Source organism: Shewanella japonica (genome assembly GCF_002075795.1).
Lineage (GTDB): Bacteria > Pseudomonadota > Gammaproteobacteria > Enterobacterales > Shewanellaceae > Shewanella > Shewanella japonica.
In genome coordinates this window covers 2,778,584-2,793,676 of sequence record NZ_CP020472.1, presented here as the reverse complement: position 1 = coordinate 2,793,676, position 15,093 = coordinate 2,778,584, and the positions used below count along the sequence as shown (strand labels likewise).

At 39.1% G+C, this 15,093-nt stretch carries 14 protein-coding genes and 1 pseudogene; 4 read left to right on the top strand and 11 right to left on the bottom strand.

Translation table 11 applies throughout. From position 1 onward, the window contains the following. Position 1: 1 nt before the first annotated feature. The 3 genes from SJ2017_RS11905 to SJ2017_RS11895 are packed head-to-tail and all read right to left on the bottom strand — an operon-like array spanning position 2 to position 2,244. Positions 2 to 562, bottom strand: a complete 561-nt coding sequence (locus tag SJ2017_RS11905) for a cytochrome P460 family protein (RefSeq protein WP_167692917.1) — start codon at positions 560 to 562, stop codon at positions 2 to 4. Between the two features lie 45 nt (positions 563 to 607). Next, positions 608 to 1,270 (bottom strand): cupredoxin domain-containing protein, encoded by a 663-nt coding sequence (locus tag SJ2017_RS11900; protein WP_080915904.1) that lies wholly within the window; start codon positions 1,268 to 1,270, stop codon positions 608 to 610. After that, on the bottom strand, positions 1,267 to 2,244 hold the full coding sequence (locus tag SJ2017_RS11895; protein WP_080915903.1) for a cytochrome-c peroxidase: 978 nt from the start codon (positions 2,242 to 2,244) through the stop codon (positions 1,267 to 1,269). The genes SJ2017_RS11900 and SJ2017_RS11895 overlap by 4 nt, the downstream gene beginning before the upstream one ends. On the opposite strand from SJ2017_RS11895, the gene SJ2017_RS21465 reads away from it, so the two are divergent. After that, positions 2,243 to 2,389, top strand: coding sequence for a hypothetical protein (locus tag SJ2017_RS21465; protein WP_156003252.1), 147 nt, complete (start codon positions 2,243 to 2,245; stop codon positions 2,387 to 2,389). The two genes, SJ2017_RS11895 and SJ2017_RS21465, sit on opposite strands and share 2 nt — an antisense overlap. A 435-nt stretch (positions 2,390 to 2,824) precedes the next feature. On the opposite strand, the gene SJ2017_RS11890 is transcribed toward SJ2017_RS21465, so the two are convergent. Continuing rightward, positions 2,825 to 3,985: a multidrug effflux MFS transporter gene (locus SJ2017_RS11890; protein WP_055023416.1), complete on the bottom strand. Its 1,161-nt coding sequence runs from the start codon at positions 3,983 to 3,985 to the stop codon at positions 2,825 to 2,827. A gap of 299 nt (positions 3,986 to 4,284) precedes the next feature. Between SJ2017_RS11890 and SJ2017_RS11885 the strand changes: the two genes are divergently transcribed. The 3 genes from SJ2017_RS11885 (at position 4,285) to SJ2017_RS11875 (ending at position 7,568) form a co-directional block, all read left to right on the top strand. Continuing rightward, on the top strand, positions 4,285 to 6,183 hold the full coding sequence (locus SJ2017_RS11885) for a choice-of-anchor I family protein (protein ID WP_080915901.1): 1,899 nt from the start codon (positions 4,285 to 4,287) through the stop codon (positions 6,181 to 6,183). Between the two features lie 256 nt (positions 6,184 to 6,439). Further along, positions 6,440 to 7,078: a GNAT family N-acetyltransferase gene (locus tag SJ2017_RS11880; RefSeq protein ID WP_080915900.1), complete on the top strand. Its 639-nt coding sequence runs from the start codon at positions 6,440 to 6,442 to the stop codon at positions 7,076 to 7,078. A gap of 85 nt (positions 7,079 to 7,163) precedes the next feature. Then, positions 7,164 to 7,568 carry a hypothetical protein gene (locus SJ2017_RS11875; RefSeq protein ID WP_080915899.1) on the top strand — a complete coding sequence of 135 codons (405 nt, stop codon included), beginning with the start codon at positions 7,164 to 7,166 and terminating at the stop codon, positions 7,566 to 7,568. Between the two features lie 83 nt (positions 7,569 to 7,651). Here the strand turns inward: SJ2017_RS11875 and SJ2017_RS11870 are convergent, their stop codons facing one another. The 7 genes and pseudogenes from SJ2017_RS11870 to SJ2017_RS11840 all read right to left on the bottom strand — a co-directional run bounded on the left by SJ2017_RS11870 (position 7,652) and on the right by SJ2017_RS11840 (position 14,901). Beyond that, a complete protein-coding gene (locus SJ2017_RS11870) occupies positions 7,652 to 8,422 on the bottom strand; it encodes a substrate-binding periplasmic protein (protein WP_080915898.1) in 771 nt (256 codons plus the stop codon). A gap of 261 nt (positions 8,423 to 8,683) precedes the next feature. Continuing rightward, positions 8,684 to 9,004: a YdbL family probable chaperone protein gene (locus SJ2017_RS11865; RefSeq protein ID WP_080915897.1), complete on the bottom strand. Its 321-nt coding sequence runs from the start codon at positions 9,002 to 9,004 to the stop codon at positions 8,684 to 8,686. A gap of 18 nt (positions 9,005 to 9,022) precedes the next feature. Then, positions 9,023 to 9,195, bottom strand: a pseudogene (locus SJ2017_RS11860) (YnbE family lipoprotein). Between the two features lie 36 nt (positions 9,196 to 9,231). Continuing rightward, entirely contained in the window at positions 9,232 to 12,324 is a 3,093-nt protein-coding gene (locus SJ2017_RS11855) for an intermembrane phospholipid transport YdbH family protein (protein WP_080915896.1), read from the bottom strand. 279 nt (positions 12,325 to 12,603) lie between these two features. Next, complete coding sequence (locus tag SJ2017_RS11850) at positions 12,604 to 13,449, bottom strand: D-hexose-6-phosphate mutarotase (protein WP_080915895.1); 846 nt, start codon at positions 13,447 to 13,449, stop codon at positions 12,604 to 12,606. A gap of 181 nt (positions 13,450 to 13,630) precedes the next feature. After that, on the bottom strand, positions 13,631 to 14,242 hold the full coding sequence (locus SJ2017_RS11845; RefSeq protein WP_338057701.1) for a DUF938 domain-containing protein: 612 nt from the start codon (positions 14,240 to 14,242) through the stop codon (positions 13,631 to 13,633). Next, positions 14,239 to 14,901 (bottom strand): response regulator transcription factor, encoded by a 663-nt coding sequence (locus SJ2017_RS11840; protein WP_055023258.1) that lies wholly within the window; start codon positions 14,899 to 14,901, stop codon positions 14,239 to 14,241. The genes SJ2017_RS11845 and SJ2017_RS11840 overlap by 4 nt, the downstream gene beginning before the upstream one ends. Positions 14,902 to 15,093 lie beyond the last annotated feature (192 nt).

Genomic DNA, 15,093 nt, shown 5'->3' with positions numbered 1-15,093 from the left:
GTTAGTTTGTGCCACTGTAAAAATTTGAAAATATAAAGTCTCTATCTGCAACGTTTTGGTGACAACCAGCACATTGTTGCTTCACCATTTTATCTTTACGGCTCCCTTTGATCATTTGTTGCCCATTGACTGAAAATTGCATGTACTCCCAGTTTCCCCCTTCAGCGTCGTATCCTTGGGGGTGCTTAACCATCACTGTTATGGATTTGGGATCCGCAGGTTTGCCATTAAGCATTTGATAATTTTCTTTAATAAAAATGGTGCCAACTGGATAAGTGAAATACTCAGGCTGGTTATCTTCATCTTCTGGGTCGCCAAACCAGGCACTGAATTCTAGAAAGTTATTGCGATAAGCACGTTCTCCATGATTAGTGTAAATCACTACGAACTGTTCCCAATGCAAACCTGAGTGTTCAAAACCTGTCAGTCTCCGCCATTGCTGTTGATAATTTTCTGAATCAGGAATGAGTTGGTGATCGAAGTTAAATATATCGACTTGATAAGCTTGAGTGTTGGCTATTTCAGTTTGTGAAGCGAGCCGAGTCGAAGTGGTAAGTGTCAATAATATTAGGGAAACCTTTATAAATTGATATGATTTCATGGTGGCCTACTTTTGATTAATGGTAAGAAGACCACGGACTTTACCTTTTTTGGTAATCTCAGCTGTCCAGATAGAACCTGATGTTAACTCGACGGTAAGTAAGTCGTATTTGGGAATACTAAAGACGACTTTGTTTGAGTCTGCTGGCACATTTTTGATGCTAAAGGTATATTCTTGTGTCCCTTTTTGAAATTCAAGAATTTGATGAAAGGGCGTATCTATTGCTGCTAGGTAAGTTCTCATTTTAGGGTGAATTTTACAGCCAACTCTCACGATACTGTTTTTATCCCAATCGACTTTTATTTTCTTTTCTCCTCCAGGCGACATTAATCCAACATCAAATTTTGCGGATTGACTTGTGTCATTCGCAAATACGTTGTGTTCAACATCATCTGAATTTTTAAAGGTCACTAGGTTACCCGCATTAACAACAGCCATCTTGCTAGTGAATTGTTTATCAACTTGATCGATAATCGGCGCATATTGGTCTGATTGGCTTGATGGCACATACACAATTCCAACCATTGGCGGCTTTTTTATAAATGATATTGTGCCAGTAATTTCAGTCGCGAAAGCGGCCGGCAAGGCAAGCATATTGGCGAGTAGAATAGTTAACAAGCATTTCGTCTTTGCCGTTTTTGCAGGGTTCATTTCCATATGTTTTCTCACTTATGCATCTCATTGGGTGATATCTGAGCCTTTGTCATGCTTGGCGGACGCGCGATAAGAACTGGATCAGTTAAGGCTGATAAAAAAGCAATTAAGTCACGAATTTCTGATTGAGACAGACTTAATGGTTCCATTAGCTTGTCTTTATTTGGACCAGAGCCGCCGCCATCATTATAAAAAGTCATTACGGACTCTAAATCAGGCAATGACCCATTATGCATATAAGGCGCGGTTAAGGTGATATTGCGAAGAGTCGGTGTCTTAAATCGGTATGCCAGAGAGTTATCTTTAATGACATTGGCTCTGCCTTTATCCTCAAATGCAATACCTAAACTATGAAAACTGTCGTCGGTAAAATTTGCACCGTCATGGCACTCAATACATTTCGCTTTTCCTTCAAATAAAGCTAATCCGTTTTTTGCTTGAGGACTTAGTGCGTTTTCTGCTCCCGCGAGGTATTCATCAAACGGAGAGTTGTTGGTAATGATGTTGCGCATAAACGCCGCTAAAGCTTGGCTAATTAAATGAGGAGTGATGTCAGTTTGCTGGTAAACCTGTTTAAATTTTGATTGATAGAATTGGCTCTTAGCGATTCTTTTTAATAAAACTTTCTCTGATAAATTCATTTCCGAAGGGTTATAAATTGGCATAAGCACTTGATGTTCAAGTGATGATGCTCGTCCATCCCAAAATAGGCTGCTTGACCAAGCTAAATTGTATAAGGGAGGGGTGTGTCGCGTTAATGGTTTGCCGTCATGACCTGCACTTAATTTTAATCCGTCACCAAATCCGTTATCAGGGTTATGGCAAGTTGCACATGAAATGGTGTGGTTTCCCGATAACTGTGGGTCAAAGAAAAGGTACTTGCCAAGCATGATCTCTTCGGCACTTGGAGGCATATCGACTGGGTATTCAATATCATCAATATCTGGTGTTGATAAAGGCTCAGCGATCACGCTAGCACTCGTCAGCATGGATAGTGTGATTAAACAAATTGTAGAAGCTGACAAACGTCTTTTAAGCTTATCAGTTAATAGCCGTTTTAGTACCGAATGTATGATGGTTATTACTCCGTTAATGTCATCATGGGCTGACGTGCTTACTTTGTGTCATCCTTAAATGTTATTAGCAGCTCTGCACTAGCATTCGCACTTCAATGTCACTATGGATTTAGTGTCATTTTGACAATAGCTTAATCCATTCTATGGTGTGCAATTCACTGCCGTTTCTTGTTCATTCATTAACATATCAATAGTCAGTCTAGTAGAGTTCTGTGAATTAGCTAAAGATATGATTGTTTTTTTACTTCAAGACAAATCTCGATATTTGAGTGCGTTAGGCTCGATTTGAATGACGGATACATGGCAGGTGACAGGCAAATGACGGGGTAAAACATGATGGTTTTGTAAGGCCAATTAGGGAAATGACTTCCTCTACAGTTCCAATGAAAGTAGAGGAAGTTAATTGAAGCGTATGATTGTTTAGCGAGTCTCAGTATGAGCTAACGTTTTATTCTAGGTCGTTAGCTTATTAACTGTCGTTTTCGCAAGTCGTTTACGGGTTATAAGGTTGCGTGCGTTGATATAGCAAACAGGCCATGACCATCACCACTGAAATCAGCATCAATGCAGAGAATGGAACAGCGGTGCCAGTATAAAAGAACGCAAGTAAAGGACCAGCTAAAGAGCCAAACCCAAAACGTAATGTTCCAATAACCGCAGTGGCGGTACCCGTTTCTTTTTTAAACTTCATCAATACAATGGCATCAGCATTGACAGACATGATACCTAAACAGCCCATTAAAGGGATCAGCATTGCAACAGTGTAGTGATAACTTAAATCGACAATATTGACGATTAATAATCCTGTGGCAGCTAATGAGCCAAAAACTGTTGCCACAAATAACATACGGCTTGAACCATATCGAGTTACGATTCTAGAATTGATTATATTTGCCAGCATGAGTGCACCGACATTGGTACTAAATAAAACGGCAAATAAGGTTTTATCGAGTCCGAATACTTCCATATAAATAAATGGTGAAGCAGTTAAATAACAAAAAAACGCAAATGAGGTTAATACACCACACGTGATGTTTACTTTGACGCCTTGGCGAGTTAATACGGTTTTATACGCAGCAAAGAAAGACTGCTTACTTCGTGTATCAGCGGCTTTATCACTGGGCATTTTTAACTTGAACAAGACGATCAGTAACAAGGCAATTGCATAGCAGCTTTGACTGAGAAAAATTAACGGCCATTCACCCAGCTCCAGTATCAAGCTACCTAAAGAGGGAGCTAATAATGGTGCGAGCATCATGATTAAGCTGACGTAAGACATCCCTTTTGCTGTGTTATCACCATATACCTCTTTGATATAACCCGGAACCACCACAGTGGCAGCTGCGCCAATAAATGCTTGCACAAAACGCAATGCTAAAAAAACTTCGATTGAGCTACATATTGAAATAAAGAAGCTGATTACGGTAAATCCGCTGAGACCAAAAATGACTAGCGGTCTGCGGCCAAAACGATCTGCAAGCGGGCCGAATGTAAGCATACCTAATGCATAGCCAGCAAGATAGATACTCAATGACTGCTGCACAGTGGTTACGTGCGTTGAGTATGTTTGAGCGATATTCGACATGGCAGGTAGATACATGTCGATAGCGAGTGGCGTAATGGCCACAATGGCAGCAAGCATTGGAATTAGCATTGCTAAATTCGGCACATTTGGCGGAGTAGTATTGTGATGCGTGTTTAAAGACTGGCTCACTCTAACCTCAGTTTATTGAAAGAATAGGGAAATATGAAGTAGATGAAGAATTAAGTGTTTAAATTTTATCATGAGAACTTGCTAATAGAGCGAAATAATTTTTATGAACTTGTATCAATTTATTTACTGGTTAACCCAAGTTTTTTGTCACAATACCTTAACAGTCTCGTCGTTTGATTGTCATTGAGTTTGCGTAGCTTACTTGAAATTTTTATAACAAGTACGCAACAGGAACAAACATGAAAACAGCAGTTTTACCTTTAGTCGCAATGATGTCTGTAATAACTTTATCAGGGTGTGATGGCGATGATGGCAGTAATGGACAGGACGGCAGTAATGGAATCAATGGTCAAAGTTCATTGTTACTTGCAAGTGAGCTACTGACTGGACATGCACAATGTCCTTTTGGCGGACAACAGATTGAGACTGGCTTGGATGTCAACGGTAATGGAATACTGGACATTGACGAAATTGATTCTTCACAAACTCAAATCATGTGTCATGAGCAACAAGGTGCATTATCAGCAGAATTAGTTGGACGTTATCAGTCTGGTATTTTTGGACAAAGTGCTGCTGAAATTGTTGATTACCATACACAAAGCAGACTTGTTTTTGTGGTTAATGCTCATAGCGGTCAGGTTGATGCGTTAGATATTTCAGTGCTATCTACAGAAGGTGATATCACTGTAATGACAGCTGATGATATAGCAGCGACTAATTTAAATAATCTAACTAAGGTGTTTAGCATAGATGTGGCTACCGATGCCGAAATAACAGGCTTAGGTAATGTAAATAGCATCAGTATATATGACGACTTGTTAGCTGTTGCAGTTGAAAGGGCCGATGAGTTAGGGAATGCGACTCAAGGCAATGGCGTTATAGCCTTTTATCGATTATCAGCAGCAGGTGAAGCCAGTTATATTAAAGCGGTTACCGTTGGTGCTTTGCCAGACAACCTTGTATTTAGTCATGACGGCGCTCTTGTCATCGTAGCGAACGAAGGTGAGCCCAATAGTGATTATAGTGTTGATCCACAAGGTTCAATTGCCGTGATTACAATTGCTGATAATAGTCCTGCTGATAGTGCGACAATCATTGATTTTAATGACTTTGATGCTGGTGGTACGCGCCATGATGAAATGAGCGACTTGATTAAGTTAAATGGTCCCGGCGCTTCGGTATCACAAGATCTTGAGCCTGAATATATTGCTGTTTCATTAGATAATAAATATGCCTATGTTAGCTTGCAGGAAAATAATGCCATTGCGGTGATTAATTTGACTGATAATACTGTTGAGCAGATTAATACCCTGGGTCTTAAGCATTATGGTGATGTAGGAAATGAAATTGATGCAAGTGATAAAGATGATGCTATTAACATTCAAACTTATGAAGGTGTTTATGGTATGTATCAACCAGATACGATCGCTTCTTATCAATGGAATGAACAAACATTTGTGGTCAGTGCTAATGAAGGAGATGCCCGTGATTATGATGGCTTTTCTGAAGAGGCACGAGCGGAAGATTTACTCTTAGATGCTAATCATCCTCAAGTCGCTGCAGCTCAAGATAAAACGCAATTGGGCCGACTAAAGGTGACAACGACAATGGGGGATGATGATGGCGATGGAGATATGGATAGAATCGTTTCTTATGGTGCTCGTTCATTTTCTATTTGGACTCATGATGGTCAATTAGTCTTTGATAGTGGTAGTCAATTTGAGCGTATTACCGCTGCAATTTTAGCTGACAACTTCAATAATCATAATGAAGAAAGTAAAGGTGACAGTCGAAGCGATGATAAAGGACCTGAGCCAGAAGCATTAGCTATTGGTCAAATTGCAGGTAAACAATATGCATTTATCGGCCTTGAGCGTACGTCTGGTTTTATGATTTACGATATCAGTAACCCTTTTGATGTTCGTTTTGTCGATTATGTTGTTAATCGTGATTTTGACATTGAATTTGAAATAGACGGCAGCGACATTTCTGGTCAACCAGAATTAGCAGGCGATCTTGGTCCTGAAGGAATGAAATTTGTTAGCCCAGAAAACAGTCCAAATGGTTTGCCATTATTGATAGTTGGTAATGAAGTGAGCGGAACGACGAGTGTTTATCAACTATCTTTTGCGCAATAAGTATCTAAAAGCATTGGTATTACAGTCGTTAACGATTATGCCGTAATTGAGGCGTCCATTTGGTTAGTCAAAGGTCAATATTGATTTATTGGCCTTTTTACGTTTCAACTTAGTAAATCTTGTCTTTTTAGGTCGCTAACACACTAATCGAAAACAATAATTATGTTTCTCTACTGATAAAGATGATTTTTTTCTGATTAAGATCATGTATTCTGTCATTGTGTGACTAAGTTAACTATTTGGTAAGGGAGTAAGAATGGCAAACATAGACAGTCATAGTGTGCTAACCGGCGACCATGTCATTTTAGAACCGCTAAGTATCGATCATGTTGCTGCTCTTAGTTTAGCAAGTGCAGATGGCAACCTTTGGGAGTTATGGTTTACCTCGGTTCCACACCCAGACGAAATGAAAGCTTATGTAGAGAAAGCGCTACAACAAGAAAAACAAGGTGAGTCATTAGCGTTTGTGGTCAGGGATAAAACTTCAGGTGAAATTATTGGCTGTACTCGAATTTGTCATTGGGATCAGCCTAATCGTCGTCTCGAGATTGGCTACACTTGGTATGCTAAACGTGCCCAACGAACGTCAGCCAATACCGAAACCAAGTTATTGTTATTGGATTATGCTTTTAATACGTTAGATGTCATGGCAGTGGAATTTAGAACACACTGGCATAACCAAGCATCAAGACAAGCCATTATGCGCTTAGGTGCTAAACAAGATGGTGTGCTGAGAAACCATAAAATTCTTAAAGATGGCACAGTAAGAGATACGGTTGTGTATTCCATTATTGATACTGAGTGGACAACGGTTCAAAAGCATTTAAAGCACCGTTTAGATTATTATCGTCAGCAATATGCTAATGCGATGCTTAATACAGAAATAAACTACTAACTAAAACAAGTAATTAAATATCGTTAGCCTTGTGAATCTAAGGTAATGATTGTCTTGTAGAAATAAAATATGTAAAGGAAATTTCATGGGCAAAAAAGGATATATGTTATCTGCCGCTGTGTTGATGACAGCAAGTTTTCAGGCAAGTGCGCAAGATAAGGCTGAAGCGGCGTTTAGTAATGAGTTAGTTCAATGTGCAGCTTATTATGAAATTGCCTCTGGTGTGATCATGGGAATGGATGCGCCGCAGATGCAAGCTGTGGGTTCTCGATTAAAAATCTCAGGTGAAGAAGCTGAAAAATTAGCTGGTCAATATATGGCTGCAGATGCTGTGACTACCGCAGTTGCTGAAGCCAAAGAGCAACAGATTGCAAGTTTAGGTGGCTCAAGTGGTTTAGGCCCTTTAATGGGAAAATATAAAGAGCTATGTAAAAAAGTCGTCTTAGATCCGCAATCACGTCTAGAATATTGGGCTATGGTTACTATGTAATATCAAATATAAAGCCGAACGAAATACGTTTGGTTTTTTTAATCATTAACCCCATTAATTGAACAATTAATGGGGTTATTTTTTTATCTGGGTTTTATCGCTAAATCATATTTTTTTGCTATTCGATTGAGTCGACCAGATTCCTGCAAATCAGATAACCATTTTTGCAATTTCGTTTTAGAAATTACAGCTTTGGGGTTTAACAAAATACTATGAGAATATGTTTGATCTAATTTCTCTGAAATTAGCAGGTTATCTCTGATTTTTGGATACATTTTAATGTAATGCTGCAGGTAAGATAAGGTGACAGGGGCAATGTCAGCTCTGCCTTTTAATACGCTTTCAATCGATGCTCGGTTAGTATGAACAAATTGAATATCAAAATCGCTCATTAGATCTTGTTCATTGTTATTCCACTGGGCAAACTGATAATGATAACCGCTGACTAAACTGAGTGATTTATTTCCAAAACTATCAAAGTACTGCTGATCTTTCACCCCATCTCTAAGTGTTATAAACACTTCGCCATCAACAATGTCTAGAGGAATAAATTCGGCAATGAAGCTTTTCCAGCCCCAAATAGGACTTTCAAAAAACATCATATCAAACCGTCTTATATCATAGGCTTGGTAGCGATTCTCAATACTTGTATTAACAAATTGAAACTCAACTTCAGTTTGTAGTTGATTAAAGGCAGCAATGAGATCAATAGTAAAACCTTGAAATAAGCCGTCTTCGGATACATCAACATAAGGAGCAAACAAATAGCCCCCGACGTTTACTACGGGTTTTGCTTGCAGTGGGGTTGCCACGAAAAGACAAATTGTAATTATTATAGTGAGTGTCTTATTCATATAATTTTAGCGGTTGGATGTGTGGTTATTTGGCACCAGACAAAAAATTGACATGTTACAAATGTAACACTTTTGAACTAGAAAAAATACCATTAAAAAATGTATGGTTTAAGCTTTACTTTGTAAAATACCAGAGAGGAAATGACAGGTTGCGCTTATGGTGGGGTTAAGGGCTAGCAAGAACGTTAATTAAAGACTAAATAGGTCTATTGCTGAAATCTTTGCTTGATCAGTAACCAAACAAAGATGAGTTAACTGGCATTACTTTTGTTGCCACTTACCAGAAATCGTTTGAATATAATGATCCTTTTTTGCAGCTGCTATGGCTTTTTTTGCTGCGAGCATAGCTACATCATCAGTCGATAATTTATTCTTTTTAGCTATTTTTTGGTAGTGTAGTTTCCGTTTTGCATTGACATCATTCATGACTTTTTTGGCTTGCTCATTGTTGCCGACTAACCCTAAGTATCCGTTAGTTTGTTCGCCAAGTAAGCCCTGACTCTTAGCCTGCTGTAAGGTCAATGCAAGTGCAGAACTTGAAAACAATAGTCCGGTTAGTATAGCAATTAATATAACTTTCATTGGTATTGCTCCCTATAACTAAAATAATTCGTCATCTTCGAGCAATACATCGAGCTCTTTATCTATTTTTATAATAATTCGTGCTCTATTTTCACATTTAGATTAATTTCGATGGGTTTATCTGGTGGCGCTATTTTTACCGTAGGCGAGCATGCCACAGCAGCTAAGCAACAGAAACTGATAAAAATAATATTAACAACGTAAGGTGTTTTCACTGAGTGGTCCTTTTACTTCACGGAACGTTCGATGTCATTTTGCAGTTGATTGCCAATCTGGGTACTTTTATACAGTTGAAATAAGTTCTCTTCATGAGAATAGTTCAAATGTATTGGCCTTTCAATGTCTTGGCTTTTGCCTTTTACTTGCACTTTCAAACTCGCATCACCGTTATCTTTCATATCGAATGTACTGCTTAGTTGGCTATATTCGAGATGTTCTAGAGCTTGCACCACAAAATCAAGATGGGGTTGTGAAGCCCTTATTTGTTCAAGTGCTGGGTTATTAGATACTTGAATTAACCCGCCAGGTTTTCTTGCGGCAAGATGACCGCCCGCTATGGTGACTTTGCCATCTACTAACGTGGCGGGAAGTACACCATCAAAAATCCCATTTGCATAAACACCGACTTGGGGCTGCGCTGCTAATAAGGCTTCTAGACTGATCCCATTAAGGACAAAGTAGCCCTCTGAGATATCGTGTAACCTTAAATAAAACTCAGGAATTAGAAACTCCCCATCAAGTAAGTCGCCGCTGGCAGTCAAATTGACGTCAGTATCACTAAGGCCGCTGATTTCTTGTAACCAATTTTTGGCAGGTACTTGTTCGTTTTTACCTAAGGATAAATTGGCTGATAAGTTAATGTTGTCTAGGTTTATCCCTGCGTATGCCTCGGGAATATCTATTTGTGCTTGTTGGCATAGCAATCGACTTTGGCTGAATGTTTCGGGTCGTTCAGGTGTGCTATGTGCTTGTTGCCAATTAAACTGGCAATTAGCTTGAGCTGTCGCATCATACATCACATTTTCGTGGTATTTTGCGTCGATATTGGTCAGCTGTTGCTCGAACTTCATTTCAAAAAGTGACACACCTTGGGCCTCGATTAATGCAAAGCCAGCGTTTAATTTACTGCGGCCATCTATTTTCATGTTATCAGGCAGCATCTGGGTATGTTCAAATGTCGAAAGAATATCTGCCAGTTCAGTGTCAAATGACCATTGTCCGGCGAGTGAGGCAGGCTGGTGCTGCTGGGGCAATTTTAATAAGTGATAGCTAGATAGCGAAAGGGCGTCAAGTTGCCATTGCTCAGTTCCCGTCAGTAATTGTTGTTTTAATGATAGTGTTTGATCTAAATTTATTTGATCGAATCTTAATGCCTTATAACGGCGTGTTCTCGACTTACTCGGGATAAGCTTATCAAGCTTAATATTATTCAGTTGCCAACTAAGAGTTGACTGATTGGTTTGGGATAAGGCTTGCGATAGTAGGTCAATGCTAGGCGTGGTTTCGTTCAATGTTAATTCAATGTTCTGTTTAGCTTCAATTCGAAACTTGCCTAATTGAGCCTCATAACTTGGCTTATTAAATGCTAAGGGCGTTGGCTGAGTAAATGAAAAGGAATCGAAGCCTAATGCAAAACCATTTACGTTAAACTTAATTACTGAACGCAATGGTACAGGTGAGTTCGAGGGATTAAGGTTAGATGGCTGCAAAGCAGCATTAGAAGATGTTAAAGAAGGCGTTTGAGATACAGCAAGACTTGAGGTCTCTGTTAGCTGCCAATATACATTTTTTGTATTTAGGTTTTTATGATTAATGGTGGCATCGAGTTTATCTGAATATATTGACGCGCTATTAATAACCATGTCGGCAGTATTATTTGTTGCCTTGATTGAAATATCCGTTGTTAGTTCACTATTTTCGAAACTGATCTCATGGGGGATAAAATCCATAGCGGTTAGGTTGATGTGTTGTTTCTGCTTAAGGTGGCTTAATACTTCTGCGTCAAAGCTGATATCTGAATTATCTTTTACGATATGATTATTTTTTAAAGTGATATCAGCTGACAAAACAGGATGAGAAATGTTAATAGCGGCATCATAATTCGCTGTAATAGTTGTTTGGTCATCCAATCTTGTTTGTATAGTCAGAGGTTTGGTAAGAGCGAGTTGCCAAAGAATAGGGTGCTCAAGCTGTTTTATTAATTCATGTTTATCTGTTGGCAACACTATTGAAGGCTGCAGTAGTTGGATCAATTGTTCCAACTGGCGTTTGTCTGTACTTTGTTGCCAGCTTATTGGGGCAAGTATAACGTTTAGGTTTGGCGAAACCGTATCTGCTTCAGGCTTGTAGTTTATTTCTAGTTGAATTGGCGATGCAGGATTAAAAGCAACGTTTTTAACTGCTGATGAGCTGATAGTTAACTCATTAATTGTTTGCTTGCTTTGGATTGCCCCAGTGATTAAATCTATTGAAGTTGTGCTATTCCAAAGCCCTTTAATTGTCAGCATATGCGTGTTTATGGCACTTTGTAATGAGTCTAATGTTGATAAAAAAGAGGATTGTTCTAAAGAAGAACTGGCTCGCTCCTTATCCTGTAAACTGTCTTTCTGAGTATGTAAGGCATATTCGTTTAGGGTGAGGCTCAGTTGTTCCAACCCTTCACGGAGTGAGTTAAGTTCGGTGTAGTGAGTAAGCTGCCATTGAGTGGAATCGAGTGTTAGAGATAGGTTTGCGACAGCCTGTTGCATGACTAAAAATTCACCGCTTAACGTTTTACGTATAGAACGACTTGGTTGTGCATGACTGAGTTTAGGTGTCAGCAAATTCAGGTGCTTAGCTTGAATAATTGCACGATCATTATTTTGAAATGGTAAATAGATATTTATTGCTGCTAATTTTATTTCGGGAATGTGCGATAAACTTAATCCTATACTCCCAGCGTTATCTGTTTGCTGTTGGGGCTGAAAAAAACTATCTCCCAAGTTAACATCAATTTTATTCACACTGAAATCACTAATATCTTCTAGTGATAACTTTATATTTTTTAAGACATTATACCCATTGTTGAGTTGGATTTTAACTTCATGAAGGGCTATTTCACTATCTTGATAACGAACTAATATGAAAGGAAAATGCCATTGATTAGCGCTATCAATACTAACCTTGGCATCTAAAACTCTTACATTGTATGGCTCTGCTAACGAGTTCACGATATTCAGTGCAATCGACCGAAAATTTTGTTGGATGAACACAGCAAATATTGTGGCCAATGTGAGACACACAATGAGAAGTCGTTTAACAGTGAAAATTCGAACTGTCATGTCAAAGTTCTGTCTTAAGGTATTGATTTATGAAGTGCAGTAAAGAATAGCATAGCTAAAAATTGATGGCTGTAGTTAGTCATATACATCAGCAACATAAAAAGGCTAATCTGATTTTTCGTGTTTTTTCAATTTGACAGTGTTGTCTTTTGTAAGAAGAAAAACATGGCCAATCACAGCGCATAAATCTATGTTGGCCAAGTATTAGCGACTAATAAAACTTGGTTTTAAGCTTTAAGCAAAAATCTAAACGTAGCTTCGTGAAGACTGATAGTAATGTTAAACCCAGCGGATATGAGTTGTTAATGTATGGCTTGCTCCCGGTGCTAGCCTAACTTGGTCTTCAAGTACGTTAGCCGCTTCATGGCACACCATAGTGAGGTAATCTTCATCGTTAAAGCGAGATAATCGCTGAGACTTATCAATCCATGGGTTCCATAGCACTGCAGACTGGCTATTCTCTCTTGCTACTTCAATTGTCCCTTCTGGTGTGTGTAAATGTTGAATAGGGGCTAAATCGGTATAGACACGATCGGTTTCACGAGTAAAGTTAACTTCATCGCCTTCTTGCGGGTAAGGGCCTTTTGCAAATTCGATGTATTTAGCCCCAGTAAAACCAGTTGCTTTAAGCTGATGAATATCACCGATAGGAAAATAAGTGTGTAATGCTTGAGTTAGATTAACATCGTAGTCACAGTTATTTTTATTAACAATGCTGACTGAAAGGGTTTCACCTAAGGTAAATAATACGCTAACTTCCGTATCATGAGGCCAGTATTGTTTATTGTCCTCTGTAATAGCCAAGGTAAAAACTAAATCGACAACTTGATTACGCATTTTTACAGAGGCGAGTGACCAAAGACTGGTTCTAGCAAAGCCATGTTGTGGGAATCCGGGGATGTCACTTGCTCCAAACCAAGGCCAGCAAACAGGGATCCCGCCGCGTATGCCATTACCAGGTTGATAATCATCAGCGCTTGATACCCAAAGAAGAGGTGCTTTGTCTTTTGGCTTGAAGAAATCAATTTGTGCGCCTTGAAGAAAAATGCTGGCTTGGCACAAATCGGTATTTATTTCGACATAATCTAAACCGTTAGGGTGTTTTTTAGTGGTAACCGAACCCATAATGCGCTGTCCTTGTATTGGTGAGGATCATTTAATTTCAAAATTCTAATGGTTAGCTTACAAAGTTTTTAAGATAAAAAAAGCATTTCACTAATTGTTTTTACGGATTAAGTTTTTAGCGTTTAACTTAACTCTAATATCCATTTCAACTGAGTTTGTAACTCAATTACTTGCTTTGAATTTACCGGCTGAAATGCAGTAAGCGATTATTTGCGGGCATAGCGAAGTCATGTTGAAGCTTAAACCCTTGTTCAGTGACCAGGGTTTCTATCCATTCTATATCGCGAATACCACTCTCAGGATTATTTTCTTTTAACCATTGATCGAATGACTCATTACTTTCACTGGTGTAGCGGCCTTTATAATTAAAAGGGCCATAGATAATTAGCGCTGCATCTTGTGAGATTTGCTTCCCAATTTGGTTAAAAAAGGCGTTAACCATAGCTTGGCTCATAATATGTAATGTATTGGCCGTAAAGACTGCATCAATCTCACTCTCATTCAGCGCCTGAGGCCACGGTTGCATTACATCGAGGGCGATTGCAGGTATTAGATTAACTGACCCTTCGAGCGTAATACGGCGATTTAAATCAGCCAGGTAGCTAGGTTGATCGCTCGCTTGCCATTGTAAGTGTGGTAATTGAGAAGAAAAGAATACGCAATGTTGCCCAGTGCCACTGCCAATTTCTAAAACCTGTTGGCGAGTGGCTAAAATCTGTTGTAACTCTTTAATGATTGCATGCTTGTTGTTCTCACAGGCTTGTGAAAACGGTAATTGAGAGAGTGAGGTTATGATAAATCTACCTTTTCCATTTCTAATTGTTGAAGTGCTATTACCGCTTGAGTGCGATTTCTGACGCCGAGTTTGCGGAAAATGGCCGTAGCATGGGCTTTAATCGTGGCTTCAGATACACCAAAGTCATAGGCAATTTGTTTATTCAGTAAACCTTCAGCAAACATTTGTAATACGCGGTATTGCTGCGGCGTTAAATCAGATAACTTGCTTGCCATTTGGCTAGTCGGATCGTCATCAACTTCAAGGATTTCCGTGCCTTCAGGTAGCCAAATATCACCATATAACACAGCATCTAATGCTTCTTTTAGTGTATCCATAGATGCAGATTTGGGAATAAACCCTGAGCTTCCATAATGAATAGCACGGCTGATTGTTTGCACGTCTTCGTGGGCTGAAATGACGACAACTGGGATATCAGGGTAATGACCTCGAAGATGGATAAGGGTCGAGTAGCCATGTGAGCCAGGCATCTGCAAATCGAGTAAGATTAAGTCTAGATCTGCTGCTTTGTCATCAAGCACTTGCTGTAAGGCATCGGCACTGTCAGCTTCAAACCAATTAGTACCTTGAAAAGCATTATTTAATGCTTGTCGTAAGGCATTACGAAATAAGGGATGGTCATCGGCGATAATAATATTTAAGTTTTGAAGCTTCATGGCTTTTTAGTTGTCTTGGTTGCACGTGAAGGTAATTTTAATGTAACAGATAATTGGGCAATCGATCCACGATAAAGTGAAACAGTATATCGAAAACAATGATTTTAAAACTGGCTTTAGACCTTTGTCTAATAAGCAGGGTGTTTGAGTAAGAAAAGCTACCACTTTTAGGTGGTTGCAGTGTCAAAGTTA

Excerpts from the sequence above, each read along its gene's own strand:
- SJ2017_RS11870 (WP_080915898.1), bottom strand. The coding sequence starts at position 8,422 with ATGAATAAGACACTCACTATAATAATTACAATTTGTCTTTTCGTGGCA.
- SJ2017_RS11850 (WP_080915895.1), bottom strand. The coding sequence starts at position 13,449 with ATGGGTTCGGTTACCACTAAAAAACACCCTAACGGTTTAGATTATGTC.
- SJ2017_RS11875 (WP_080915899.1), top strand. The coding sequence starts at position 7,164 with ATGGGCAAAAAAGGATATATGTTATCTGCCGCTGTGTTGATGACAGCA.
- SJ2017_RS11855 (WP_080915896.1), bottom strand. The coding sequence starts at position 12,324 with ATGACAGTTCGAATTTTCACTGTTAAACGACTTCTCATTGTGTGTCTC.
- SJ2017_RS21465 (WP_156003252.1), top strand. The coding sequence starts at position 2,243 with ATGGATAGTGTGATTAAACAAATTGTAGAAGCTGACAAACGTCTTTTA.
- SJ2017_RS11840 (WP_055023258.1), bottom strand. The coding sequence starts at position 14,901 with ATGAAGCTTCAAAACTTAAATATTATTATCGCCGATGACCATCCCTTA.
- SJ2017_RS11880 (WP_080915900.1), top strand. The coding sequence starts at position 6,440 with ATGGCAAACATAGACAGTCATAGTGTGCTAACCGGCGACCATGTCATT.
- SJ2017_RS11865 (WP_080915897.1), bottom strand. The coding sequence starts at position 9,004 with ATGAAAGTTATATTAATTGCTATACTAACCGGACTATTGTTTTCAAGT.
- SJ2017_RS11890 (WP_055023416.1), bottom strand. The coding sequence starts at position 3,985 with ATGCTAATTCCAATGCTTGCTGCCATTGTGGCCATTACGCCACTCGCT.
- SJ2017_RS11885 (WP_080915901.1), top strand. The coding sequence starts at position 4,285 with ATGAAAACAGCAGTTTTACCTTTAGTCGCAATGATGTCTGTAATAACT.
- SJ2017_RS11895 (WP_080915903.1), bottom strand. The coding sequence starts at position 2,244 with ATGCTGACGAGTGCTAGCGTGATCGCTGAGCCTTTATCAACACCAGAT.